At 51.1% G+C, this 23,429-nt stretch carries 17 protein-coding genes and 1 pseudogene; 7 read left to right on the top strand and 11 right to left on the bottom strand.

Annotated elements, in window-relative coordinates; translation table 11 throughout:
• The 4 genes and pseudogenes from QZN53_RS11130 to QZN53_RS11145 form a co-directional block, all read right to left on the bottom strand.
• Window positions 1-481: pseudogene (locus QZN53_RS11130) on the bottom strand (energy transducer TonB); the annotation flags it as partial.
• Between the two features lie 9 nt (window positions 482-490).
• Window positions 491-1,699: a DUF1302 family protein gene (locus tag QZN53_RS11135; RefSeq protein ID WP_163439022.1), complete on the bottom strand. Its 1,209-nt coding sequence runs from the start codon at window positions 1,697-1,699 to the stop codon at window positions 491-493.
• A gap of 2 nt (window positions 1,700-1,701) precedes the next feature.
• Window positions 1,702-2,430 (bottom strand): outer membrane lipoprotein-sorting protein, encoded by a 729-nt coding sequence (locus QZN53_RS11140; protein ID WP_367269189.1) that lies wholly within the window; start codon window positions 2,428-2,430, stop codon window positions 1,702-1,704.
• 63 nt (window positions 2,431-2,493) lie between these two features.
• Window positions 2,494-4,869: an MMPL family transporter gene (locus QZN53_RS11145; RefSeq protein WP_163439023.1), complete on the bottom strand. Its 2,376-nt coding sequence runs from the start codon at window positions 4,867-4,869 to the stop codon at window positions 2,494-2,496.
• A 159-nt stretch (window positions 4,870-5,028) separates the two neighbouring features.
• Here QZN53_RS11145 and QZN53_RS11150 point away from each other — a divergent pair, with 159 nt between their 5' ends.
• Both QZN53_RS11150 and feoB read left to right on the top strand, forming a co-directional pair.
• A complete protein-coding gene (locus QZN53_RS11150; RefSeq protein WP_294653148.1) occupies window positions 5,029-5,280 on the top strand; it encodes a FeoA family protein in 252 nt (83 codons plus the stop codon).
• Between the two features lie 2 nt (window positions 5,281-5,282).
• The gene (feoB, locus tag QZN53_RS11155) at window positions 5,283-7,322 is read left to right on the top strand and encodes a ferrous iron transport protein B (protein WP_294653151.1); all 2,040 of its coding nucleotides are present in this window, start codon (window positions 5,283-5,285) and stop codon (window positions 7,320-7,322) included.
• An 8-nt stretch (window positions 7,323-7,330) separates the two neighbouring features.
• On the opposite strand, the gene QZN53_RS11160 is transcribed toward feoB, so the two are convergent.
• The 7 genes from QZN53_RS11160 to QZN53_RS11190 all read right to left on the bottom strand — a co-directional run bounded on the left by QZN53_RS11160 (window position 7,331) and on the right by QZN53_RS11190 (window position 16,043).
• Window positions 7,331-8,119 (bottom strand): ZIP family metal transporter, encoded by a 789-nt coding sequence (locus tag QZN53_RS11160; RefSeq protein WP_072978768.1) that lies wholly within the window; start codon window positions 8,117-8,119, stop codon window positions 7,331-7,333.
• 15 nt (window positions 8,120-8,134) lie between these two features.
• Window positions 8,135-10,483 (bottom strand): MMPL family transporter, encoded by a 2,349-nt coding sequence (locus tag QZN53_RS11165; RefSeq protein WP_163439024.1) that lies wholly within the window; start codon window positions 10,481-10,483, stop codon window positions 8,135-8,137.
• An 86-nt stretch (window positions 10,484-10,569) separates the two neighbouring features.
• A complete protein-coding gene (locus tag QZN53_RS11170) occupies window positions 10,570-10,998 on the bottom strand; it encodes a flavodoxin (protein WP_072799357.1) in 429 nt (142 codons plus the stop codon).
• Window positions 10,999-11,040: 42 nt separating this feature from the next.
• Complete coding sequence (locus QZN53_RS11175) at window positions 11,041-11,607, bottom strand: DUF3793 family protein (protein WP_163439025.1); 567 nt, start codon at window positions 11,605-11,607, stop codon at window positions 11,041-11,043.
• 89 nt (window positions 11,608-11,696) lie between these two features.
• On the bottom strand, window positions 11,697-13,427 hold the full coding sequence (locus QZN53_RS11180; protein WP_163439026.1) for an ABC transporter ATP-binding protein: 1,731 nt from the start codon (window positions 13,425-13,427) through the stop codon (window positions 11,697-11,699).
• Window positions 13,420-15,204 (bottom strand): ABC transporter ATP-binding protein, encoded by a 1,785-nt coding sequence (locus tag QZN53_RS11185; RefSeq protein ID WP_163439027.1) that lies wholly within the window; start codon window positions 15,202-15,204, stop codon window positions 13,420-13,422. The genes QZN53_RS11180 and QZN53_RS11185 overlap by 8 nt, the downstream gene beginning before the upstream one ends.
• Window positions 15,205-15,206: 2 nt before the next feature.
• Complete coding sequence (locus tag QZN53_RS11190) at window positions 15,207-16,043, bottom strand: AraC family transcriptional regulator (RefSeq protein ID WP_088628104.1); 837 nt, start codon at window positions 16,041-16,043, stop codon at window positions 15,207-15,209.
• A gap of 312 nt (window positions 16,044-16,355) precedes the next feature.
• On the opposite strand from QZN53_RS11190, the gene QZN53_RS11195 reads away from it, so the two are divergent.
• The 5 genes from QZN53_RS11195 to QZN53_RS11215 all read left to right on the top strand — a co-directional run.
• Window positions 16,356-17,696 carry a hypothetical protein gene (locus QZN53_RS11195; RefSeq protein WP_163439028.1) on the top strand — a complete coding sequence of 447 codons (1,341 nt, stop codon included), beginning with the start codon at window positions 16,356-16,358 and terminating at the stop codon, window positions 17,694-17,696.
• A 319-nt stretch (window positions 17,697-18,015) separates the two neighbouring features.
• Entirely contained in the window at window positions 18,016-20,262 is a 2,247-nt protein-coding gene (locus QZN53_RS11200) for a TonB-dependent receptor (protein ID WP_294653159.1), read from the top strand.
• A gap of 198 nt (window positions 20,263-20,460) precedes the next feature.
• Window positions 20,461-20,685, top strand: a complete 225-nt coding sequence (locus QZN53_RS11205; protein ID WP_072799370.1) for a DUF1490 domain-containing protein — start codon at window positions 20,461-20,463, stop codon at window positions 20,683-20,685.
• Between the two features lie 3 nt (window positions 20,686-20,688).
• Window positions 20,689-22,770, top strand: a complete 2,082-nt coding sequence (locus QZN53_RS11210) for a heavy metal translocating P-type ATPase (protein WP_163439029.1) — start codon at window positions 20,689-20,691, stop codon at window positions 22,768-22,770.
• A 347-nt stretch (window positions 22,771-23,117) separates the two neighbouring features.
• The coding region (locus QZN53_RS11215) for a metal-dependent transcriptional regulator (protein ID WP_163439030.1) at window positions 23,118-23,429 on the top strand (312 nt) is incomplete at its 3' end.

A 23,429-nucleotide genomic window follows, 5' to 3' on the forward strand; every position in this document is an offset into this window, starting at 1 on the left:
GGTAGTCCTTCTGCTTTTCAAATGCCTTGGAAAGCCCGATAAGGTAGGCTTTTGTCACCTTCATCAGCGAATCCTTCGACGGCTTTGGCGGAGGAGGTGGCGGCGGGGGCGGTGCCACAGGCTCGGCGGGTGCTTCGACAACGGGTTCCGCGTCTGTCACCACGATCGGTTCCGGCTCTGGCTCCGGTTCAGGTTCCGGCACGGTATCTTGCACAATATTTGGAATAATCTTGGCGCGAACCACCTTCTTCACGATTTTCTTGACTTCGGGCGGGGGCGGAGGTGGCTGGAGCAGTAATTGCTCCACATGAATCACCTCGGCGTCTTCGCGGGTGGTAACCACCTGCGTTCGCTTCAAGAATCCCCAGGCGTAAAAGCCCGCATGTAGCAATACGGCGATAACAATGCCAAAACAAAATACACGCCGCATCGTGAACGCGGAATAGGGATTGCGGGAGTTTGATTCAAATTCAAAATTCATTAGGTCTTATTAGAAGTAGTACTTCGCTTTCGCCCAGATTTCGCGGTTCTTGTCGTAGCCGGCAAGTTGTCCGCGCTTGCCGCCAAAGTGGTCGTAACCGAGCGAAATCATGACTTGGTCGGTAACGGCGTAGTCGCCCGAGGCGCGGCCGTAATAGCCGAGGTTGTCGATGTCGAATACGCCATAGAGCGAAAGTTTGAGCGTGTTGTTCAGCAGTTCCTTTGAAATGCGGAAGGTCATTTCAGAAGAATTCTTTTCGGCGGCCAAGTTGTGCGAATAGTCGGCGATGTACTTGTGCAAATACTGCACCATGAAAGTCCAGTTGTCACCGGCGTACCAGTCGATACCACCGAGCGCATTGAACGTGTTCTTGCGGGCGTAATCGAGGCTGTTGGCATAACCGAGTGCTTCGCCAAAGTATTCTGCGATTTCGGCACGCAGCACGAATTCGCCGATAGGCATCGACATGTCGCCACCGATCATCGTCATCGATTCATGAATGCCGTGAATGACGACAGAATCCATGCTGACGGGTTCTACGACAGAAACGGGCGACTGATTATGCGTATGGAGTGCCGAAATTGAGAAATCCAGATTCGAGAGGAAGAACGAAACTCGCGTTCCGAAGTCTCCGTTCTTGAATTTGGCATCGGGGCCTTCAGGAAAATCGAGACCCGCTTTCTCGGGCAGATTCGGACGCCAGGGATTGTCTTCGCCGAGGGGCATCTGGAAGTATCGCGGTACGGGCACGTAAACGATTTCGGCATTCGCGCGCTCGCCGGGGTACTTGATGCGAAAACCGTCAACGGCCATGCGCATGTCGTCGTAGTCGCTCGACATGAATTCGGTGTAGTCTACAGGCGAAATCAGGTCGGTGACGCGAAGCCCATCGGCGACGCCCCACACCACAATCTGGCGGCCCGCGCGAATTTCAAGAAAGTCGTTCTGGTAGTTGAAATACGCCTCTTGCAACTGCACTCCGGTGCGGTCTTCGAGAATGCTGTTGTGCACGCCGTTCAGGCTGGTGAACAAGTAGGCGTTCTCGTAATCTACGCGAAGTTCTGCGCGCAGGCGCGTCCGCGACGTTGTAAAATCGTGCGGATGCTTTGTCTGCACCGCATGATACGTATCCACGAACCCGTTGAATTGAAACGGACTTTCTTGGGCGAAGGCGGTCGCTGCCGCCATTCCGATCGCTAACCACCAGAATTTAGACATTGCTAGAGTCCTCTTTCCAAGCGCGGAACGGTGAATGTCTTTGCGTCAACCGGAATGTTGAACTTGATGTCGCCAAATTCGAGGATAGTCTTGTGGTTGGCCTGCACGTTTTCCATGGTCATCTTGCCAATGGCCCAGAAACCATCCACCTGCACGACGTTTTCGACCTTCAGCAAACGGTGCAGTTTGCCAAGCTTGTCGTAGTATTCCACCTTGGCGGCAATCAGGCAATCCTTGCGGATCCAAGAAATTTTCTTCGAGAAAATTTCGTCGCCCTTTTTCGGAACGGATTCCACAACCCAGCAGTCTATGCCATTGACTTTTTCTTCGCGCACGAATGTATGCGTGTCTTCGTCAATGTTGCGCTGACCCACATCGTCGTAAGTGAAGTCGGAGCCCATGAAGTAATCCGTCTTGGAACTCTTTCCGCTAATGCGGCGCGTCTTTTTCATGGCGGGCAGGTAAAGCCACTTGTCGTCATCCTTGTTGATGTTGTCGTAATCGACCGTCAGGAATCCCGTGCCCTTCACGTCGTTGGGGTAGCGGAAGAACATAATCTGCTTGGTGTCCTTGCCCACGTCCATAGCAAACGAGGTGATCTTGCGTTCGCGCTTGCTGCCGCTCTTGTTTACGAGTGTCATCGAAAGTTCGGAACTACGCGTGTCGCCATCGGGGCGGTCGTGTACCTTCTGTATAATGTCGCGGCCGGTTAAAGTTTCTGCGCACACCATGGCGCTTAATGCGACAACGATTGTCGCGGCTGTTTTTGCAATTTTCATTGTCATGATTTTCTCCTATTTTCCAAAAATCTTGAATTTCTTGATCAAAAGCGGTGTTACGAACAGGTCGGCGAGCAATGCCGAGACAAGGCCGATAAACACCACGAAACCGAAGTTGAACATTTGCGTTGCCTTCGAGGTGGTAAAGCCTGCGAAGGTTGCCACCATGATGATGGTGGTCATCACGAGGGCCGGGCCCGCCGTGCGGAACACGCAGAGAATGGACTCGCGGTAATCCTTGTTGCGGTCAAATTCCACATGCCCGTGGTTGATAAAGTGAATCGTGTCATCCACCGAGAGACCGATAATCATCGGGATGAGCGTTGCGGTCATCATATCAAGCGGAATGTTGGTAAGACCGAGGTAACCGCCTACGAAAATACCCGGCGCAATGTTCGGAATCATGCCGATAAGGCCCGTGCGCACACTGCCGAAGACAATCATCAAGAGAATCGCCACAATCACCACAGAAATCAGGAACGATGTCATCTGGCCTACTTCCAGGTACTGCTGCATGGCGGTGAATTGCGGCAAGTTACCCACGGCAGTCACCTTCGCGTCCGGATAAAGCTTGCGTGCGAAATTCTGCAAGTCCTCGATTTCCTTCTGGAGTTCGTTGGAGTTGTAGCTTGAAATTTCAATCATCAGGCGGAGCTTCCTGTAATCGTAATCCATCCAGTAGCTTGCTTCGCTGCCGCCCGCGTTTTCGTAGAGCAAAAGCAGCTGAGCGACTTCTTCTTCCGTTTCGGGAATGGCGTATTTATCCTGACGGTTCTCGTTCAGCGTGCGGTCCAAATCCTTGACGATGTCAAGAATGGAGGTGGAGCGCTTGGTGAGCGGGTACTTCCCGGCATGTTCCTGCAACTGTTCTAACTTTTTCAGGTTCTCAACTTCCTTGGCCTTGTCGTTTGTACCAAAGTCAATCACCATGTCGTAAGAGTAGAAGCTTCCGATTTCGGATTCTGCCACGTAGAGCATCTTGTTCACGTATTCGACCTTGCGGCCCATGGTGCGTTCCACGTCAAAGGCGGGTTCTATCTTGGTGAGCCCGAAAACAGAAATTGCAGTTACGATGGCGAATACAATCGCAATCGGCTTGCCGTGCCCGAGAACGAATTTGCCGATAGAATCGAGAATGATTCCCATGCACGTGTCGCCGCGTTCAAGCACCTTGGCGTTCGGCTTCTTGTCTTTACCGAAACTCAGGAGAATCGGCGAAACCGTCAGCGCCACAAGCAAAATGAACGCAATCGCAATCGACGAGAGAATGCCCACGGAGCGAATCGGCTTGAGCATCACCGAAAGGAAACTGAGCAACGCGACAATCGTAGTAAGGCCCGAGAACAGCACCGACCAGCCCGTTTCACGCATCGCGTAAAGCACCGAATCCTTGCGCTTGCCCGTAAGCATCATGTTCTTGCGGAAGAAAGAATTGATGTGAATGTTGTATGCAATCGAGACGGCAAAGGCCAAAATCACGGGCACCATGATGTTGGTTACGTCCATGTAAAGGCCAAGGTAACCCACCAGGCCGAATGTCATGATGACACCCGCAAAAGTCGTAATCAGCGGAGAGACAATTCCGCGGAGCGAACGTGTCACGAGGAACATCACGATGATGGCGCAGAGAATGGTCATGATGAAAATGCGGCCCATTTCCTGACCGATGTAAGTCATCTTCTCGAAGCTCAAGTAAGGCATGCCCGTAGCGCGCGGATTCAGCGGTGCATACTTTTCCTTCGCGATGATTGCAGCCGTTTCGCGACCCGTTTTCATGTCGGGGGCTTCCGCCTTTTCACCCTTCGCTTCGCCTTCGGCCTTCCACACGGAATCTTCGGGGAAGGGGCGCAGCTTGATGTTGATGAATGCCTGCTTGCGGTCTGTTGAAATCAGTTTCTTCGCCAGTTCCGGCTTGTCGGCCAGACGCTTCTCGATTTCAGCGAGGCCCGCCTCGTCTGTCGGGATTTCTTCGGGCACAATCTGCGTGATTTCCATGCCCTCTTCGGTGCCGAGCATGTATTCCAAATCGGCAATCGAAGTTGCCTTGCCGTCGGAATACGAGAGGCTGTCGCGCAGTTCGTTCGAAAGCTCGCGCAAAAGCTTCAGGTTGTCCGGCGTTAAGATGGAATGGTCGCTTTCGACCAGCACGCCCACGAAATAGTCGTTCCCGAAAGTTTCCTTGAACTTGTCCGTTTCGACAAGCATCGGGTCGCCCTCGATAAAGTAGCTGTCCCACGAGGCCTCGACGTAGATTTTTTTCATGCCCACGACCGAAACCGCGAGCAAAACGATAAATGCCACCAGCAAAATGGTGCGGTGACCGAGCAAAAATTCGCCAAAACGGCCGAATCGCTCGTTGATTTTTTCAATGTTGATCTTTGGTAGGCTCATTGTATCCTCTTTTTTTTTGCGGTGCAAAAATAGGGACTTGGACCTAAAATTTCTACTCCAAATGGTTTTGTGAAAAACCGAACGGACTGTAAATCGTTCTGGATTCCCCGAAGTCCATTTGGAGCGGTTTTTGAGGCGTTTTTCGGCTACTTTTGGCGCATGAAAAATGCTGATTTTGTTGACCGTTTGAGCCTCGCCGAAATGGGCGAGAATCGTTGCGGGACGGTCGCTCAGATCGAGGGCGATTCCCGCTTTATTTCAAGAATTGTTTCTATCGGGCTTACGCCGGGTTCTGCCTTTACACTCCTCAAGAATGACGGACGCTCGCCGGTGCTCGTTTTTTGCCGCGATACGGTTATTGCCGTCAATCATAAGGAAAGTTCACAGATTTTTGTCAAGGTGGAATTGTAAAAATGAGCGAAATCAAGACTATTGCTTTGCTCGGACAGCCTAATTCTGGTAAATCGACGCTTTTTAACAACCTTACGGGGCTTCACCAGCGCGTGGGCAACTGGCCCGGCAAAACGGTGGAACAGGCCGAAGGTGAATTTGTTTTTGACGGTACGACATATAAAGTAATTGACCTTCCGGGCAGTTACGGGCTTTCGGCAAACTCCGAAGAAGAAGTCGTGACCCGCGACTACATTCAGAGTGGTAAGGCGGATCTCGTGTGTATTCTGGTGGATGCGTCGCAGCTGGAACGCAGCCTTTACATGCTGGCGGATTTTGTGGGCATTCGCATGCCTGTGATGCTGGTGCTCAACATGATGGATGTGGCCGAAGCGGCGGGCAAGAAGATTGACGTGGCTGCGATTGAAAAGCGCCTCGGCGTTCCGGTGCTTGGTTTTAGCGCAGCCGAAACAGAGCGTTATCCTGATTTTTTCAAGAAGATGGTTTCGGCCATCAAGACGCCTGTTTGCCTTGATAGCGGGAGCCTGCGCGAGGAACTCGTCGGTGAAAAATCAAATGGGGAAGATGTCGTAAGCCGCATCGAGGCGGCCTTGGGTGACTTTGAATACGGCGTATGCGAAAAAATCTGGATTGCAGAAAAGCTCCTCGAAAAAGACAAACTCATTTGCGGTGTGGTGAATGAAATGCTTCCGTTCGCCCGCAAAAATGCGATTGACGCGATTCTCAATAGCGAAGAAGGACGTGACGGCGGCATTCTCACCGGTGAGGCCAAGTACCGCTGGGTTTCGAAAATCGTGCGTGAATCGGCGACGCCCAAGTCCATCGAGAAAGTTTTCAGCAAGTGGGACCGCATCGCGACGCACCATATCAAGGGCAAGTTCTTTGCGTTCGGCATCATGGTTGTATCGCTGATCGCGTGTATGATTCTTGCGTTCCCTGGCATGGGAATCGGTTTTGGTTTGCAGCCTGTGCTAGAATCGCTTGCGGAGTGCGTGGGCAATGCGCTCGGCGTCTGGCCTGTCGTCATTTCGTTTGTCAAGCTAGTTCTGGTTGGCGGTACATGCATAACCATCTGCATGACAAGCTTTATTTTCTCCATCATTTTCGTATTCCGTATTCTCGAAGAAATCGGTTACATGGCGCGTTTTTCGTATGCGTTCGATAGTTGGCTTTCTCGCCTCGGCTTGCAGGGTAAGGCCATCATGCCGCTGTTCTCCGGAATTGGCTGCACGGCGGGTGCGGTTTGCGGTACGCGCGTACTTGATACTCGTGGACAACGCTTGCTTGCGCTCGTTTTGTTGTGGGCGATTCCGTGCGGGAGTAAGGTGGCGGTGGTGCTGTTCTTGGCGTCAACTTTCTTCGGGTCGGCGGCTCCGCTGTTCGGCATCGGTTACGTGGCGCTGATTTTTGCGAGCTTCTATTTGTCTTCGCGCCTGTTTGGCAAAAAACTTGTTCCGCAGAATGAACGCGTGGGTATGATTATGGAACTCCCGCCGTATCACAAGCCGCATTGGAAGATGATTGCCGCGATGGTCGGGCGTAGCACCTGGGGCATTTTCAAGAAGGCATTGAAGATGATTTTGATGGTGGCCGCACTTTTCTGGGCGCTCTCTTACGCAGGAGACGGAAATGTGGAAAATACGCTCCTGTACAAGATTGGCAATGCGATTGAACCTGTGACGATGATTTTCGGAATGCGTTGGGAACTGTTCGTCTCTTATTTGGGCGGCATGTTCAGTAAGGAAGCGTCGCTTGGCATCATGAGTACGCTCTTCAACCATACCGGCGAGGCGTTCTCGCTCGTTACCCGCGTGGCGGCGAGTGAAAACCTGGGCGAGGCTCTTGCGAATACCATCACCAAGCCCGAAGCTCTTGCGTTCCTGTTTGCATCGATGTTCAACGTTCCCTGCGTGCTTGCGATGGGCACGACCTACCGCGAGGCAGGTTCGTTTAAGTGGCTTGCGACCATCATGGGGTATTATTTGGCGCTTTCGCTTGGGCTCGCCTTTATCGGCTACCACATCGGATTGCTGATTTTCTAAGTGAAATTTTATAGCGCGCTGTCGAGCACCATCATGAGCGTGAAGCCCACGGCAAAAAGGATGGTGCCGGCATCAAAGTGCTCGCCTTCGCTGACTTCGGGGAGCATTTCTTCGATTACGACATAAATCATGGCGCCTGCCGCAAGCGAGAGCAGGTAGGGCATGAACGGTGAGAGTGCCTCAGCCGCAAGCAGCGTGATTAACGCGCCTACAGGTTCTACAGCTCCGGAGAGCGCTCCCAAGGCGAAAGCCTTTTTGCGGGAAGCCCCTTCGGCACGGAGCGGGAGCGAAACCACCGCCCCTTCAGGGAAATTCTGGATGGCGATGCCTATGGCAAGCGCAAACGCGCCCGAAAGCGTGATGGCGACATTCCCCGAAAGCCAGCCTGCGAAAACGATACCGACAGCCATGCCCTCGGGCAAGTTGTGCAAAGTTACCGCCAGCGTGAGCATGGTCGTGCGCTTGAGTTTTGCCTTGGGGCCTTCTGGCGTGGCGCTACCCAAATGCAAGTGCGGTGTTATTTTGTCTAAAATGTACAGGAACAGGATGCCGGCCCAAAATCCGACCGTCGCCGGGATGAAGGCCAGTTTGCCCATCGATTCGCTGGCGCTGATGGCGGGCAAAAGCAGGCTCCAGACGGAGGCTGCCACCATAACGCCCGCCGCAAAAGAGAGAAGACCCCGCTTGAGATTTTGCCCCATCTGCTTTTTCATAAAGAATACGCAGGCGGCACCGAGAACCGTCCCTAAAAACGGGATGGCAAGACCTTGGGCAATTTGTAAGACAGGCTCGTTCATGCCATAAAGATAGTATTAACCTTTCCCGTATGGCTTGCTCAGGTAAACAAGCGCCGTGGTGAGCGTGTAATCGGCAAGGAGTGCGGCACCGAGACCCACGATGGAGAGCAGGCCCACGTTGTGGAGTGCGCCCATGGGGCTGAAGATGAATACGAAGAACATCGCGCAAAGGATGAAGGTGGTCATGCCCATAGTCTTTCCGATTTCGCGGTAAGAGAGCAGTAACGCGTGCCTGTAGCTGCCCGTGCGCTCGAATCCGTATTTGATGTGGTTGTTCATGTGGATGGTGTCGTCGACGGCGATGCCCAAAATCATTGGCATCACGATCATCGTGATCATGTCGAGTGGCATGCCCGAATAGCCCATGACACCGCCAATCAGGAGAACTGGCGCAACGTTTGGAATCATCCCGATAAGGCCCGCCTTGATGCTCCCGAATGCAAGAATCATCATGATTGCGATAATCACGAACGACCCGCCGAACGAGCGCAAAAGCCCGCCGACCAGCTTGCCATTCATCTCGGCGTAGTTCACGACTTCGCCCACGACAGAAGTCTTGGCGTCCGGGAAAATGCGGGCGGCATAAGCGTTTGCCGAATCCAGGTCTTCTACGATTTTGTTGGCGTCGTAGCCGGCAAGTTCTATATGGATGTAGGTTGTCTTGTAATTTTCGTCCATGCGTTCAAAGAGCGCATCGGGGTCCGAGATTTCGTACAGGAAAAGCAATTGCGTGAGCATGTCCTGTGCATCGGGAATCTTGTAATACTCGATGCTGTCGGCGTTCAGCGTGCGGTTCATCTCTTTCACGAGGCGCGTCACCGATTGTACGCGCGGCTTGTCGCCCGAAATTTTGGTGAGCTGGAGCGTGCCGAGTTTCTGCTCAAGTTGCTCGATACGCTTCATGTTGGCGGGATCCTTGAGCGCGTCGTCATTCTCGAATTCCACCATCACGTTAAAGTCGTAAAGGCTTCCGAGTTTTCCGCTGAGCATGTCCTTGAGCCGCACCACGAAGGGAATCTTTTCGCCCATGGTCTCGGTGTAGTCCATGTTCACGTCGATATGCATCATTCCTGGAATCTGCAGCAACATTACCGCTGCCGAAATTACTGCGACAATAACACTGTGCCTGCACACCTTGCGCCCGAAGAATTCAAAGAGGATGTCCGCCTTGGTGGCTCCTGCCGACTTTACTTGCGTCGGATCGGGTTTAGCATTCTTGCCGAAGCTCATGAGAATCGGAATCAGGATGATGACATACAGATAAACCATCGTGACGATACCCGCCGAAATGCCTCCAATCCAGCGGATGGGGCGGATGCCTGCGAACAGGAACGAAATCAGCGACGCGACCGTGGTAATGACGGTAAAGAGAATGGGCCAGCCCGTTTCTTCGACGGCGCAAATCACGGATTCTCGACGGTTGCCCGTGCGCCTAAAATGCATGCGGAACGAATTGATGTAGTGGATGGAATAGCCCACCGAAAGCGCCATGCCTAAAAGTACCGGGAGCGCGACCATGCTCTCGTCGCCGACAACGCCGAGCCACGCATTGATGCCGAGTACCGAAGCGATGCCGCCGACCGTTGCAATCGCGGACACCACCACGCCGCGCAGCGACCTTACAAACAAGATAAGGCATACGAGCATCACTAGGAATCCGAAACCGATACGCATCGCGCATTCCCGCGAGATGACTTCGTTTTCTTCCATCTCGGTGTAGCTCATGCCTGTCGGGAGCATCTCGAACTTATCGCTCTTGAATTCGTCGGAATAGATGACATTGCGAGCAAAAGGCGCAATGCTGTCCTTGCCGAAGTTGACGCCGCCTTCGTATGATTTCAGCGCAAGAATAATCCAGGTTTCTTTCGCGTCGTCGGAGACGATGTTGTTCACGAGCGATTCGCGGGAAAGGATCAGCCGCTTTTTCGCTTCTAGTTCCTGTGGGGCATTGGGAATGCCTTCCTCAAACGGATCGATGACTTCGAAGCCTTCGTCGTTTGCGACTGGAATCGACAAATTGTGCGTCAGCGAAACCACGCGGTCAGCGTAAGGCACCTCGTTTTCGAGCCTGCGCGAAAGCTTGTCAATCGCCTGCAAAACCTCCGGCGCAAACACGTCATCGGCACGCACCATCACCATATAGCCATCGTCGCTGCCGAATTTTTCGTTAAAGTGCGCCTGGTCAATCTTCACCTTGTCCCAGTCGTCAAACCATTCCTCTTCGCTGCTCGTCATCTGCAGTTGCGGAAGCCCGAGACACGCCAAAAATGTCACAATTGCCGTTACCAGCAGAATCAACCAGCGAAACTTCACCTGAAAACGCCCCAATCGGGCAAAAACCTTGTTGACACGAGAAACTTGCATTGTAAAACTCCTCTAAAAGCCCCAACGGAATGTTGTTCCGTCAGGGCTGCTTCAATCCAAAACACTATAAGAAAGAAAAGGTCTTTTTAGGCGGTGGCGAGCGCCTTGCCGAGATCTTGGCAGGCGGCCTTGCCGGCGTCATCGGGGGCGTTCTCGATGGCGAGCGGGTCTGCCACAAGTACGAGCCCGGCGGCTTCGGCGTCGGCCTTCCACGGGTTCATCCATTCGCCGCCACCCCAGCCGTAAGAGCCGAACAGGGCGACTTTTTTACCGTTAAGAGCGGGCTTGACGGCTTCGTAGAAGGGCTGGAATTCGGAATCTTCGAGTTCCTCGGCGCCCATGGCGGGGCAACCCAGTGCATAGCGGGCGTATTCGCCCAATTGGCCCTGCGAAAAGTCCGAGACGCTGAACACGTCGGCTTCGGCGCCGGCGGCCTTTGCACCTTCGGCGACGTATTTTGCCATCAGTTCGGTGTTGCCGGTTCCGCTCCAATAAATGACTGCGATTTTTTCCATTGTGATTCTCCTAGGTGAATTAAAGAGGTAAATGTCGTTTGATTACGCTGCGTTTTGGACGGTCAGCATCGGCAGCGAATATCCTTTTTCAAATAGTTTGTTGAAAACATCGAAGCACTTGCGAAAGCAGGCGAACCGTTTTTCGCATTCGGTTACATCGCCGTAAACTTTCCAGTAGCCCGTATATTTGCTATTCCTGCCGCCGTTGATAATGAATCCTTTCACGTCTTCGAGGGGGTAGCCCAAGAATAGTCCGACTTCGTGCGGAAAACAGTGGCATTTGCGGATGCGCGCCGTCATGTATGCGAGTGCACAGTCGGTGCTAAAGTCTGTGTAGCCGTAGGCGGCGAGAAAATGGCGGATTTCCGGCTCGGCAATAAGCTTTTGCAGGGCGTCTTCGCGATAGACGTAGATAAAACTGCGACCGCAGCGTTCTGCAATAACGCGCACGCACACGCCGCGAGGGTTGAGTTCCTTGTTCCAGTGGGCGAGTTGTTTACACAGCGTTTCGCTGGGTGAAGATTCAAGGCAGAATAAACTTCCGACCTTGAGCCCAGCGAGTGTTGGTGCGCATTGGCGAACGAGACGGTGATCTAAAAGACGGTTCATTTTATTGCAAACTACAAATAAATTGTAAAGTTAGATTTCTCTAACAAATATACAAAAAAGCCTTGAAGTTTGTCAAGGCTAATTTTGTATTAATTTTTGTTCATTTGCAATTCAAGCATCTTGCTGAAGAGGCCGCCTTTCGCCTTGAGTTCGGCGGGGGAGCCTGTTTCGGCAATGTGACCGTCTTGTAGCACCACGACCTTGTCGGCGTTTGCGATGGTACGCATGCGGTGCGCAATGATGATGACAGTCTTGCCCTTCACCAGCTGCGAGATGCCGCGCTGGATCTTGGATTCGTTTTCAACGTCGAGGCTTGCGGTTGCTTCGTCGAGCAAGATGATGGGCGCGTCTTTCAGCAGGGCGCGTGCAATGGAGATGCGCTGGCGTTCACCGCCCGAGAGTGTGTCGCCGTTTTCGCCGATGACGGTGTCGTACCCCTGCGGCATCTTCTGCACGAATTCGTCGCATCCCGCAAGTTTTGCCACCTTTAGGATTTCTTCGTCGCTGGCATTGCGCTTGCCGATGCGGATGTTGTCCTTGATGCTCGTGTTGAACAGCACCACGTCCTGGAAGACGATGGAGAAATTCTTGAGGAGCGTTTCAGGGTCAATCTTGCTGATATCTTGGCCGCCGAGCGTTACCGTTCCGGCTTGAATGTCCCAGAATCGTGCGGCAATTTTGGCGGCGGTTGTCTTTCCGCTGCCGCTCGGGCCCACAAGTGCGGTGATTTCGCCCTGTTTTGCCGTGAACGAAACTTTTTTCAGGACTTGCTTGTTTTCGTTGTAATTGAAGTCGACGTCCTTGAATTCGATATCGTAATTCTGGGGAACGAATTCCGTTACGCCTTCCTGAGGCTTCATCTGGTCCATTTCGCGGAACCGGCGCAGGCGTACATTCACAAAGAACAGTTCAGCGAGATTGTTGAACACCAAGAAAACCGGGTTGTAGACCGTTGCCGCGCACACGATAAACACCAGATAGGTGAATACATCGATTTCGCCCTTGGTCCAGAGGCGAGCTCCTGTAATCAGCACCGTGGCAAGACCCATCTTGAGAATGCCCTGCGCTGAATTCAGGAACATGCCAACCTTGATATCGGAATCCATCTGCGTTTTTTCGTATTTGATGCAGTCCTTGTCGAAATGGTCGAGGTAGGCGGCTTCGCCCGAGTAGGAACGGATTTCCTGCACGTTTTCGAGGCCTTCCTGGATGTCTTCCATGATTTCACGACGCGCATTGTAAGAACTCTGGAACCAGCGGTCCTGAATTTTCTTGGAAAGCGCAATGAGCAATGCTGCTGCGGGCACCACCCAGAAAAGCGCGATAGACATTTTCCAGTTGTAGCAGAACAGCATGATTCCGATTATGGTGACGCTCCCGATGGCGGCGAAAAGTTCCGGCACCGCATGCGAGAAAATCATTTCGAGTGCGTTGCAATCGTCCATGATGGTCGAAGTCAAGTCCGAAAGGTTCTTCTTGCCAAAGAACGAGAGCGGCAACTTACGAAGCTTTTCGGCAATCGAAACGCGGCGACGCATGCTTTCGTCGTACACGCTACTGTAAGTCGCGCTGTACGAGAACCTGTAAATGACAAGCATCACCACAAACAGAATTACCGCAATGCCCACATAGAACCATGTCCCGTGCGGAGTCTTGCCGGCAAATTCACCTATGCCCATCTGCTCCATCAAAAAGTAAAAGAGCATCATCATCGGGAACATGAGCGAAATAAAGTGCAGGAATGTCCAGACGACGCCACGGACAAACGTGCGCGAGCCTTCTTCCGAAAGAGCAAAAGTATTCTGAATCCACTTATACATTTTCGCCTCCTTCATTATCCTTGGAATTGTCGAGGGTCCATGTGACAGACTGCTGGTATTCGGCCCACATCTTGGCATAAATGCCGTTCTTTTCAAGTAATTCGCTGTGCGTTCCGCGTTCAGCGATTTCGCCTTCTTCAACAATGATAATCTGGTCGGCGTTCACCACGCTTGTAAGCCTGTGGGCAATCATCAGCACGGTCTTGCCGGCGGCCAGTTTGTGCAAGGCTTCTTGAATCAGGCGTTCGTTTTCGGGGTCTGCAAAGGCGGTTGCCTCGTCGAGCACCACGATGGGGGCGTTCTTCAAAATGGCGCGCGCAAGTACCACTCGCTGCTGCTCGCCACCCGAAAGATAAGTTCCCTTGCTTCCGATAACGGTGTCGATACCGCCCGGCAGCTTGTCAATGATTTCGCGGCACTGCGCAAGATCAAGCGCCTTGTTTACCTGCTCAAGAGTCGCATCGGGCATGCCGTAACGAACGTTGTCCAAAATGCTCATCTTGAAAAGGCGCGTATTCTGGAACACGAACGAAACGTTCTTCATCAGTTCCTTCGGATCAATCTGCTTTACGGGAATACTGCCAATAGTAATTTCGCCGCTATCGACATCGAAGAAGCGCGGCAGAAGTTTTGCAATCGTACTCTTGCCACCGCCCGAAGGCCCGACAAGTGCTACCGTATGGCCCGCTGGTACCGTGAGCGAAATGTCGCTCAATACCTGCTTGTCGGTATCGGGGTAGGTGAAGCTCACGTTTCGGAATTCCACATCGAACTTTTGCATCGGTACCGGATTTTCGCATACTTCTAAATCCTTGGTGCGGGCGATATCGTTGATACGGTCAACCGCGATTCCCGCCTGGTTCGTGGCATTGCTCAGGTACATGCTGCGCATCACGCACTGCGAGAACAGTGGTGTCACCAACACGTAAATCATCATGTTTACGATGGTGAGTTTTACATCGCCGTCGTTACCGATAATGAGCGCTGCCGTCGGCACCAGGAACAGTACGAATCCGTTCACGAGAATCGTGTAGATGCAGTAAGGGACCTTCCAGTTGTTGGAATAGGCTGTGACCATCTTGTGGTAGGTCGCGATGCTGTTGTAGAAACTCTTGAATGAAAAAATCGTCTGCTGGAAAACCTTGACTACGGGAATTCCGCGCACGTATTCCACTGCTTCGGAGTTCATCTCTTCAAGGGCCTGCATGTAGCGTTCCATGAACTTGGTTCCCCTGCGGCCAAGGGTACCCAAAATGAACAAGGCGTAGGCGATAGGCACCAAAGAGGCAAGGCCGAGTCGCCAATCGAAAACGAACATCATCACAAGCGCCACGATGGGAATCAGGATGGTGCCCGAAATATCGGGCATTTCGTGCGCGACGAAGGTGTGCGTAATTGCAGCATTGTCGTCGATAATCTTGCGGAGTTTGCCCGTCGGGTTCTTGTCGAAAAATCCAAGCGGAGCTGACATCAACTTTTTCATGGCGAATCGACGCAGGTCGCCTTCGAGCCTGAATGCAACCATGTGCGAGCAGGCGAGGGCCGCAAAGTAGAGCAATACGCTTGTGACCGAGGCGAGAACCGCTCCGATGGAGTAGTCAAAAATCTTGATGTTCGTCATGTCGCCGCCAGAGATAACCTCGCGGACAATCAGCCACATCAGTAAAAACGGCACGAGCCCCGCGATGGCGCTCAATGCCGAGAGAATCAATGCTAGCGGGAACAGCGGCTTTCGCGAACCCATGTAAGCGTAGAGTTTAGAGAATGTCTTTTTCATAATTATGCGACGTTTGTCATCCTGTATTTTTTCCTGTATTCCTTGGGGGTCATGCCCATCACATCCTGGAAGGCGTGGGCGAACTTGCTCCCGTTATTGTAACCGACTTCGCCTGCGATTTCGAGAATCCCTCGGTCGCACTCGCGAAGTTGCTTGGCAGCCAGTTTCATGCGCTCGCGGCGTGCGTAGGTAAACACCGGCAATCCGAATACGTTCTTGAAGCAAAGCTTCATGGCGGTAGGCGGCATGTCAAACTTGTTGGAAAGTTCCTCGATGGTGAAATGACTGTCCATGTTTTCGCAGATAAAAGAACGGATGCAGTAGATTTTTTCAATTTGCATCGAAGATAAATTGCATTCGCGGCAAATGGATTCTCGCTGCGTGTCTAGGTTTTTCAGGGTGAGCAAAAGCTCCAAAATGGCGAGTCTGCCATATTCCGCCTGCAAATTCTTTGACTTGTTGTCAATCTTTTCGAAGGCGCTGGCGACTTCTTCCTTGGTGTGGACGATGAACGGTCGGCCCGGTCGGCACATTTTCTGTGCGAGCATCTTGATGTCAATCAGAAAACCTGCAAAATGTTCGCGGATGTATTTTATTGATTCTTCAAAGAACAAAATGCGGTCGCCGCAGTAATCGGCGGAACGCGTTAGCGCTCCCGAAGTCCACGCATCGTAAACTAGCATTTCTCCTGCCTTCAGCTGATTGCAGGGGAGTGCTCCGCCGGCCCAGCTGATTTGCCCCTTTCGGCAAAATTCAAGAACCAGGAGCGGATCCCTTTCAAGCGTTGTATGGTAGCACCCGACTTTGTGCAACCATTCAATTCCGTTAATATTCAACATATTTCCCTCAAAAATCTCTTTAAACTGGCTTTGTTAGTCTAGTCTTAAAAAGTAAGCCAAATCTAATTAGTAAACAAAACTTCGTCAAGGCTAATTTTGTGACGGCAATAGAAAAATTTTATTGCAAGAATGTCTGAATGGAGTGAAAAATGACTGAACGGAGTTAAAATAAAACGAAAAAGACGATTTCCCCCTTAAAAATCCAATCGGATTTTTCCACCTCCGTTTGGAGTAGAACGGCTCCAAAGACATTTCTAAAATGCTCCGCAAAATTAACAAACGCGGTTTTTCCGCACCATTTCAGGAGCTAATATGAAAAAAAGATTCTTGGCGGCGCTCATCGTGTCGCTCGGTATGCTGGTTGCTTGCGACGATTCCTCTTCGGCAAGCTCTGACAACGACAAGGAACTCTCTTCCTCTTCGACTGAAAAGTCCGGCGACAGCAAGGACAAATCTAGCAGCAGTAAGGGCAAGTCTAGCAGTAGCGAAGCTAAATCTAGCGATAGCAAGGACAAGTCCAGCAGCTCTAAGAAAGAAGACAAGGGCGAATACAAGCGTGAATTCGCTACATCGATCGCTTCGGGCGAAACGATGTTCATTGGCACCATGTCTCTGGATCACACCGGTGATTTGGGCAAGGACTATATTGAAGTCGGCACCCGCGCAGGTGTCGTTTATTACGATGGATCTCTGTTCATTGCAGACCTTGACATCGGTTCCATTGCCCGCTACAGCCTCGATGCCAACAACAAGATTGGTAAAAAGTCTGCTGAACTTACGCTCCCGGGCGTTTGGGTGAACCACATTTACTTTGTGAACGAAGAAAAGGCCTATTTGGGCGGCATGCTTGATTCGCTCCTTATCATCAATCCGAAGACCATGAAAACCACCGGCGCAATAGACCTTTCTAAGTACAAGGGTGATGACGCTCTCGTGGTGAGCCCGGGTACTGGCGTGATTGTGGATGGTCGCCTCTACGTTGGCCTCTTGCAGAACGTGAGCGACTATGCTACCGGTAATACGGCTCAAGTCGCTATCATTGACGTTGAAAAGGATTCCGTGATTGCCGTGGCCGAAGATGACCGCGTTGCTGCTGTGGGCTCTCTTGACGACTCTCAGAATCAGGCTTTCATCGTCGCTGATGGTTACATTTACTGCTACAGTAACGCCTCTTGGGGCTACGCTCCCGGCCAGGTTGATGGCTTCCTGCGTATCAAGGTGGGTGAAACCAAGTTCGATAAGGATTATGCTTGGCTCGTAACCAAGGAAGTCGCTATCGATGATGTTACCAAGAAAGGTAACTTCAAGTACCTGAGCCCCACTACCTACGCGAATGGAACTAAGGTTTATGCATTCTTGAACGTGATGGTGGACCTGCAGCAGGTTTGGACTGATATGGATAGCTACCACAATAACACTTGCAAGCCGGTGGAAATCGATCTTGCCAAGAAGACCATGAAGGCTCTCCCGATTGGTTACTCTTCTAGCTGGGCTAGCTATGGTAAGTACATTGATGAAGACGGTACCGTGATTTTTGCTGTGTCTACCGAAGAAGACGGCAACGCCTACTTCCGTTATGACCCGAAGACCGGAAAGGCTAAAAAGATTGCTACAGTGGAACCGATCCCGATGTGGATTGTGCCGCTCAAGTAAGAAAAAATCTCCATAAAACCTCAATATCCTCATAAACACAAACTTCCGTTCTTGCTCAGGCGAGAGCGGATTTTTATTTGCTTCGCAAATTCAAAGTCTTGCGCCTCGGTCATATGCAAGTAAAGTTGACGCTTCGCGTCCGTGGCTGCATTTATCAAATATAAGTCCATAAATGGCTTATGCTTGAATAAATTTGCGCACTCTTGCCCGCGACACTCGGCTTGGCGGATTTTGCTTTATGAAAAGGAAAAACTATTCGGGTTTTTAGCAGCCTATTTGGAGTAGAATTTTGAGCGAAAATTTGCTCAATTGCGCTGCGATGAAAAAGATGTTTATTTACAAGGCGGCTACGCTTGCCCTTATATTTGCTACGGTTGGTGCGGTTTCGGTCCGTGCTCAAGATGATGAAATTACTTCGATAGATGATTTTCTAGAAGAAACTGCTCCAGAAAATTCGGAGTCTGCCGATGTGTCGAATTCAGATGCCCCAGCACAAACAAGTGCGTCGGGGGTTACGCAGCTAGATGAACTTTCGGTGGAATCTGAAATAGAAGCGGAACAAGCGAAGCAGGCCAAAAAGGCCGAATCGGTTGCGACGATTGATGCTGCTGAAATGCAGAATACCAGCAAGACTGTTTCGAAGGCGGTCAACTCTGCCTCGGGTGTGAAGGTGCGCAAGTCGGGCGGCATGGGCAGCGAAGGCAAGGTCAACATTCGCGGCATGGAAGGCAAGAATATCAAGGTGCTCGTGAACGGTGTCCCGGTTGAAACGCAGGGCAACTTGGGCCTTGACGATATTCCTATTGATCAAATTGCCGATATCGAAGTCTATAAGGGGTATGTTCCGGCACGTTTTGCAACGGATGGCGCAGGCGGTGCTATCAATATCATTACCAAGAAACGTCCTGCCAATTCGATTGACGCTTCTTACAGCCTTTCGAGTTTTAATACGCACAAGGCTTCTGTAACGGCGAGCCACTTGGTGGATAGTATTGTGGGTGGCGCAGGCTTGGAAGTGGGTGTGTCGGGGTATTTTAACCATTCCGACAACGATTACAAATTTACTTCGCCTTATATGAAAAGTTCTACGGGCAAAGACACGAGCATTGTTCGCGATCACGACCATTACACCTCTTACAATGTACAGGCTTTTGCAAACTTGATGAATGCTTGGTTTGACCAGGTTTCGCTGGGTGTAAGCTACGGTGCGTTTGAGAAGGAAATTCAGGGCGATGCAAACCGCATTGTGGAAGCGATGTCCGAAGGGTACAATTTTGGAGCGACATTCGGGCTTGACAAGAAGAATATCTTTGTGAAAGACTTGAATTTTGGAAACCATTTTTCGTTCGGGTATGGCGAAAATAAAGTCATTGATACGAGCCGAGTGCACTGCCGCAACTGGTATGCTTGCGATACGGCAAAGAAAAATGTGGGCGAACTTTCGTCAATGGGACTCCCGAAACTGAGGACTGTTCAGGCTTATGACTTCAACAATTTGTTGAATTTAGATTATCAGTTCATCAAGAATCAGTTTGTTTACTGGAATACTCTTTTCAGGTATCATAAGGAAGACCCTGAAGATGATGTGGGCTCTGAAATGGTGGGCTTCAATACGGCGGGTTTCCCGGGAAAGACAATTTCTGTGACGACGGGCCTTTCGCTTGAAGATAATTTCTTTGATTCTAGGTTGCAGAACTTACTTGGTTTCAAATTTCACTACTTGAAGGCTGAAATTTCTAACACATCGACGAGCTTGTTGCAGCAGGCTTCTGTAGAATCGAACGATTATACGGATTTCAGTTACGATGAAAGCTTGATGTTTAGGATTGTAAAGCCGCTTTCAATCAAGGGCTCCTACCAGCATGCGGTGCGCTTGCCCACGCCTGATGAACTCTTTGGCGATGGGGTGCGCGTGAGTGCCGCGACTAACCTCAAGCCCGAAGAAGCGGACAATTTTAACGTGGGACTGTCTCTTGATTTGCAGGAAATCCCGTTGTTTGCACGATTCCGATTTGACGGAGACGTATTCTATTCCTATTACAAGAACCGCATCCATTATATGGGAACTTCGCAAATGTCGGTGCCGTACTTTAACATGGACCCGATTCGCGGATGGGGCTACGAAGGCGACGTAAAACTCGATGTAAATGAATGGGTGCTGCTCGGAACGAACTGGACTTTCCAGGATTTGCGCAATATAGATTATAACGCCAAGCAGGGAATTCTTGAAGATGCAATCATCCCGAACATTCCTCGGTTCTTTATGAATTATATGGCCGAATTCCACATGGGTGATATACTCAACAAGAACGATTTTGTCAAGTTCTGGTGGGCTGCAAATTACACCGATGAATACTATTACGGCTGGAAAGTCAGTTCCCGCCAAAGCAGAAAAATCGATGCGTCGTTCACGCAGGATTTAGGTGTTGAATATTCCGTGTGGGAAAATAAACTCGCTTGGAGCTTTGAAGTCGATAACTTTATGGACGAAACCGTTTACGATAAGTATGGAGAATCTAAACCGGGACGCACTTTCGCGACTAAGATTAGATACAGTTTTAGGTAGTTCATTCTAACTAAGTTGTATCACTACTAACTAAGTTGCAAGTTGTCAACTAAATTTCAAATTTGCAACAATGTTAGTCGCTTGGAAAGCTTATGGGACTAAGGCTCTAAGTCTGTTTATTAGTTTGTATGTAAGTTGCTTTTTGAAGTAAAAAGAGATAGATTTATAGTGACGAACAATCAACAAAAGGAGTAAACTATGTCCGTATGGAAAAATGAAAAGTTCTGGTTGGTGATGGCTGGTGCTGTTGGCTCTGCTATTGCAAAGAAGATTCTCAAGGCTCCCAAAACTCGCGAATATGCCGTCAAGGGACTTGCTCAGGGCATGAAGTTCACTGCCGACGCTAAGGCCACCTTCCAAGACATGAAGGACGAAGCTGCCGACATCTGCAACGACGCAAAGAAAGAAGCAGAAGCGAAGTAATCCATGAAATTCAAGATTGTTTACGATCAGCCGGGGCGAATCCGCTTTCGGGCGGGGGCCTACGCATTTGAAAAAATGCATGAACCGCGCATCCACATGGCATGCGTGAGTGAACCTTATGTCCAGAAAGCGGTAGTCCATTCGGAAAACGGCGGTATTCTGCTGGAATACGAAGATGGCTATCGTGAACAGGTGATTGATTTCGTTCGAAATCTGAACATTGCAAATCTTCCGGAAATCGAACCCGATACCGAATATCAGCTGCAGGCTCTTGATACGGATTTCAAGAATAAGCTCACGTTCATGATTGCGCGGCGTTACTTGGCCAAGTTGTTTATTCCGGCTCCTATCCGCACGGTGCACCTGATTTACAGGGGCCTCAAGTTTGTGGCGAAGGGCTTGAATTGCCTTGGTGAAGGAAAGCTTTCTGTCGAGGTGTTAGATGGAGCCGCTATCGGAGCGAGCATCCTGCAGCGCAATTACGAATCGGCGGGAACCATTATGTTCTTGCTGAACGTAAGTAGCCTTTTGGAAGATTATACTAAGGCGCGTACCCGCACCGCCCTTACTGCAAGTCTTGCCGTGAAGGTGGACAAGGTGTGGGTCGTTCGCGACGGTGTCGATGTTCAGGTGCGCATGCAGGACGTTCAGGTGGGCGACCTCGTGCGCGTGCGTTCCGGCAGCATGATTCCGGTGGATGGAACCGTTACCGAAGGCGATGCCTTTGTGAACGAAGCGACTATGACGGGCGAATCCCAGGCTGTTCATAAGACGGTCGGTAAGTCCGTTTTTGCGGGCACCATCGTAGACGAAGGTTCGATTGTCGTGTCAGTGCGTGCCGTGAGTGGCAACACCAAGATTCAGAAGATTATCGAACTTATCGATCGCTCCGAGGACTTGAAGGCTTCTATCCAGAGCCGTGCTGAACGCTTGGCTGATGGTATTGTGCCGTTCAGTTTCCTCGGTTTCGGGCTCACGCTCTTGTTTACCCGCAACATCACTAAGGCCGTCTCGATTCTGATGGTGGATTATTCTTGCGCCATCAAGCTTTCGACCCCGATTTCGGTGATTTCTGCGCTGCGCGAAGCCGCTGACCGCAACATGACCGTGAAGGGCGGCAAGTACCTGGAAGAATTTGCGCTTGCCGATACCATTGTTTTCGACAAGACAGGAACTCTCACCAAGGCGGAACCGAAACTTGAACGTGTTATTCCGTTCGGAAACCGCAGCGAAGACGAAATCCTTCGCATCGCCGCTTGCATCGAGGAGCATTTCCCGCATAGCATGGCGCGCGCCATTGTGCGCGGGGCTGCCGAAAGGGGAATCGACCACGAAGAAGAACACGCTGACGTGAAGTACATTGTGGCACATGGAATCGCGACGACTCTCGATGGCGAACGCGCTGTTATCGGTAGCAAGCATTTCGTAGTCGAAGACGAAAAAATCGCGGTGGGCGAGGCGGAACAGAAAAAGATTGACGAACTCGCCGGAGCCGCATCCGTGATTTACCTTGCTATTGGCGGGAACCTTGCGGGCGTGCTTTGCATTAGCGATCCTCCGCGAGACGAAGCAGCAGAAGCGATTCGCATGCTCCGTGAACGCGAGATCAAGCATGTGGCGATGATTACCGGCGATAGCCAGAAGGCTGCTGAACGCACGGCGCAACTTTTGGGCGTCGATACCTTCTTTGCGCAGGTGCTGCCCGAAGACAAGCACCGCTATGTGGAAAAGATGAAGGCCGAAGGCCGCCGCGTGATTATGGTGGGCGACGGAATCAACGATGCTCCTGCCCTTGCCGCCGCGAACGTGTCGGTCGCCATGAGCGATGCCAGCGACATTGCCCGTGAAACCGCCGACGTGACCCTCCGCAGCGAAGACCTGCGCGACCTCGCCGAACTCCGTACGCTGAGTACCCAGCTCATGGACCGCATCCAGGCGAATTACCGCTTTATCGTCGCCTTCAACACGTCGTTACTGGCGGCAGGCTTCTTCGGCTTCTTGGCCCCCTCGACCTCGGCCTTGTTGCACAACCTCTCGACCATGGCAATCTGTGCCAAGAGTATGACCCCGCTAAAACGCGCGTAGGGCCGCAACCCTCAAAAATCACCTAAATTATCAAAAAATGCCCCTGCTCAGAGCTACTTGAGCGGGGGCACCTTTATTCCCAAAGAGACACAAAAGAGGGAATTGATTTTTTGATTCAACCTAACAAGCCTGAGTCCGAAAGCTATGGCGACATTCTGAATTAGACTTGTCTAACTAAAAGTTAGATAAAACTAACTGCAAAAACAAGGGTAAAATGGCAAAAATAATGTAAATTTTCCTTATAAAATTAGTCTTCTCTAAATAAATACGAATTCGGTAATATTTTTAGCCTTGCCTAATTAGATTTATTAAACTATATTAGCCGCGTCTAAATAAGGCTGGTTGAAATGGACCATACAAAATTGACTCAAAGCTTAGAAGATTACCTGGAAATGGTGCACATGTTGCGCCTGGCGAACGGGCTTGCCCGCGTCAAGGATATTGCGGCGGCTCTTGCCGTGAAAATGCCGTCGGTCGCAAAGGCCATGGTTGAACTCAAGAAAATGGGCCTTGTAAGGCAGGAACCCTACAGCGGTGTAGAACTCACCGAAGAGGGTGAACGCGTTGCCGCCATGATTTTGAATCGTCATATTCTTCTGAAGGGTTTCCTGATTAAGCTGGGCGTGTCCGAGGCGATTGCCGACAAGGACGCCTGCTGC

Origin of the sequence: uncultured Fibrobacter sp. (assembly GCF_900316465.1) — a bacterium.
Classification (GTDB): Bacteria; Fibrobacterota; Fibrobacteria; order Fibrobacterales; family Fibrobacteraceae; genus Fibrobacter.

Coding starts and splice junctions, on each gene's coding strand:
- QZN53_RS11190 (WP_088628104.1), bottom strand. CDS start 16,043: ATGTTGAATATTAACGGAATTGAATGGTTGCACAAAGTCGGGTGCTAC.
- QZN53_RS11180 (WP_163439026.1), bottom strand. CDS start 13,427: ATGTATAAGTGGATTCAGAATACTTTTGCTCTTTCGGAAGAAGGCTCG.
- QZN53_RS11135 (WP_163439022.1), bottom strand. CDS start 1,699: ATGTCTAAATTCTGGTGGTTAGCGATCGGAATGGCGGCAGCGACCGCC.
- QZN53_RS11200 (WP_294653159.1), top strand. CDS start 18,016: ATGAAAAAGATGTTTATTTACAAGGCGGCTACGCTTGCCCTTATATTT.
- QZN53_RS11185 (WP_163439027.1), bottom strand. CDS start 15,204: ATGAAAAAGACATTCTCTAAACTCTACGCTTACATGGGTTCGCGAAAG.
- feoB (WP_294653151.1), top strand. CDS start 5,283: ATGAGCGAAATCAAGACTATTGCTTTGCTCGGACAGCCTAATTCTGGT.
- QZN53_RS11150 (WP_294653148.1), top strand. CDS start 5,029: ATGAAAAATGCTGATTTTGTTGACCGTTTGAGCCTCGCCGAAATGGGC.
- QZN53_RS11195 (WP_163439028.1), top strand. CDS start 16,356: ATGAAAAAAAGATTCTTGGCGGCGCTCATCGTGTCGCTCGGTATGCTG.
- QZN53_RS11160 (WP_072978768.1), bottom strand. CDS start 8,119: ATGAACGAGCCTGTCTTACAAATTGCCCAAGGTCTTGCCATCCCGTTT.
- QZN53_RS11145 (WP_163439023.1), bottom strand. CDS start 4,869: ATGAGCCTACCAAAGATCAACATTGAAAAAATCAACGAGCGATTCGGC.
- QZN53_RS11165 (WP_163439024.1), bottom strand. CDS start 10,483: ATGCAAGTTTCTCGTGTCAACAAGGTTTTTGCCCGATTGGGGCGTTTT.
- QZN53_RS11140 (WP_367269189.1), bottom strand. CDS start 2,430: ATGGTGTGCGCAGAAACTTTAACCGGCCGCGACATTATACAGAAGGTA.
- QZN53_RS11210 (WP_163439029.1), top strand. CDS start 20,689: ATGAAATTCAAGATTGTTTACGATCAGCCGGGGCGAATCCGCTTTCGG.
- QZN53_RS11205 (WP_072799370.1), top strand. CDS start 20,461: ATGTCCGTATGGAAAAATGAAAAGTTCTGGTTGGTGATGGCTGGTGCT.
- QZN53_RS11170 (WP_072799357.1), bottom strand. CDS start 10,998: ATGGAAAAAATCGCAGTCATTTATTGGAGCGGAACCGGCAACACCGAA.
- QZN53_RS11175 (WP_163439025.1), bottom strand. CDS start 11,607: ATGAACCGTCTTTTAGATCACCGTCTCGTTCGCCAATGCGCACCAACA.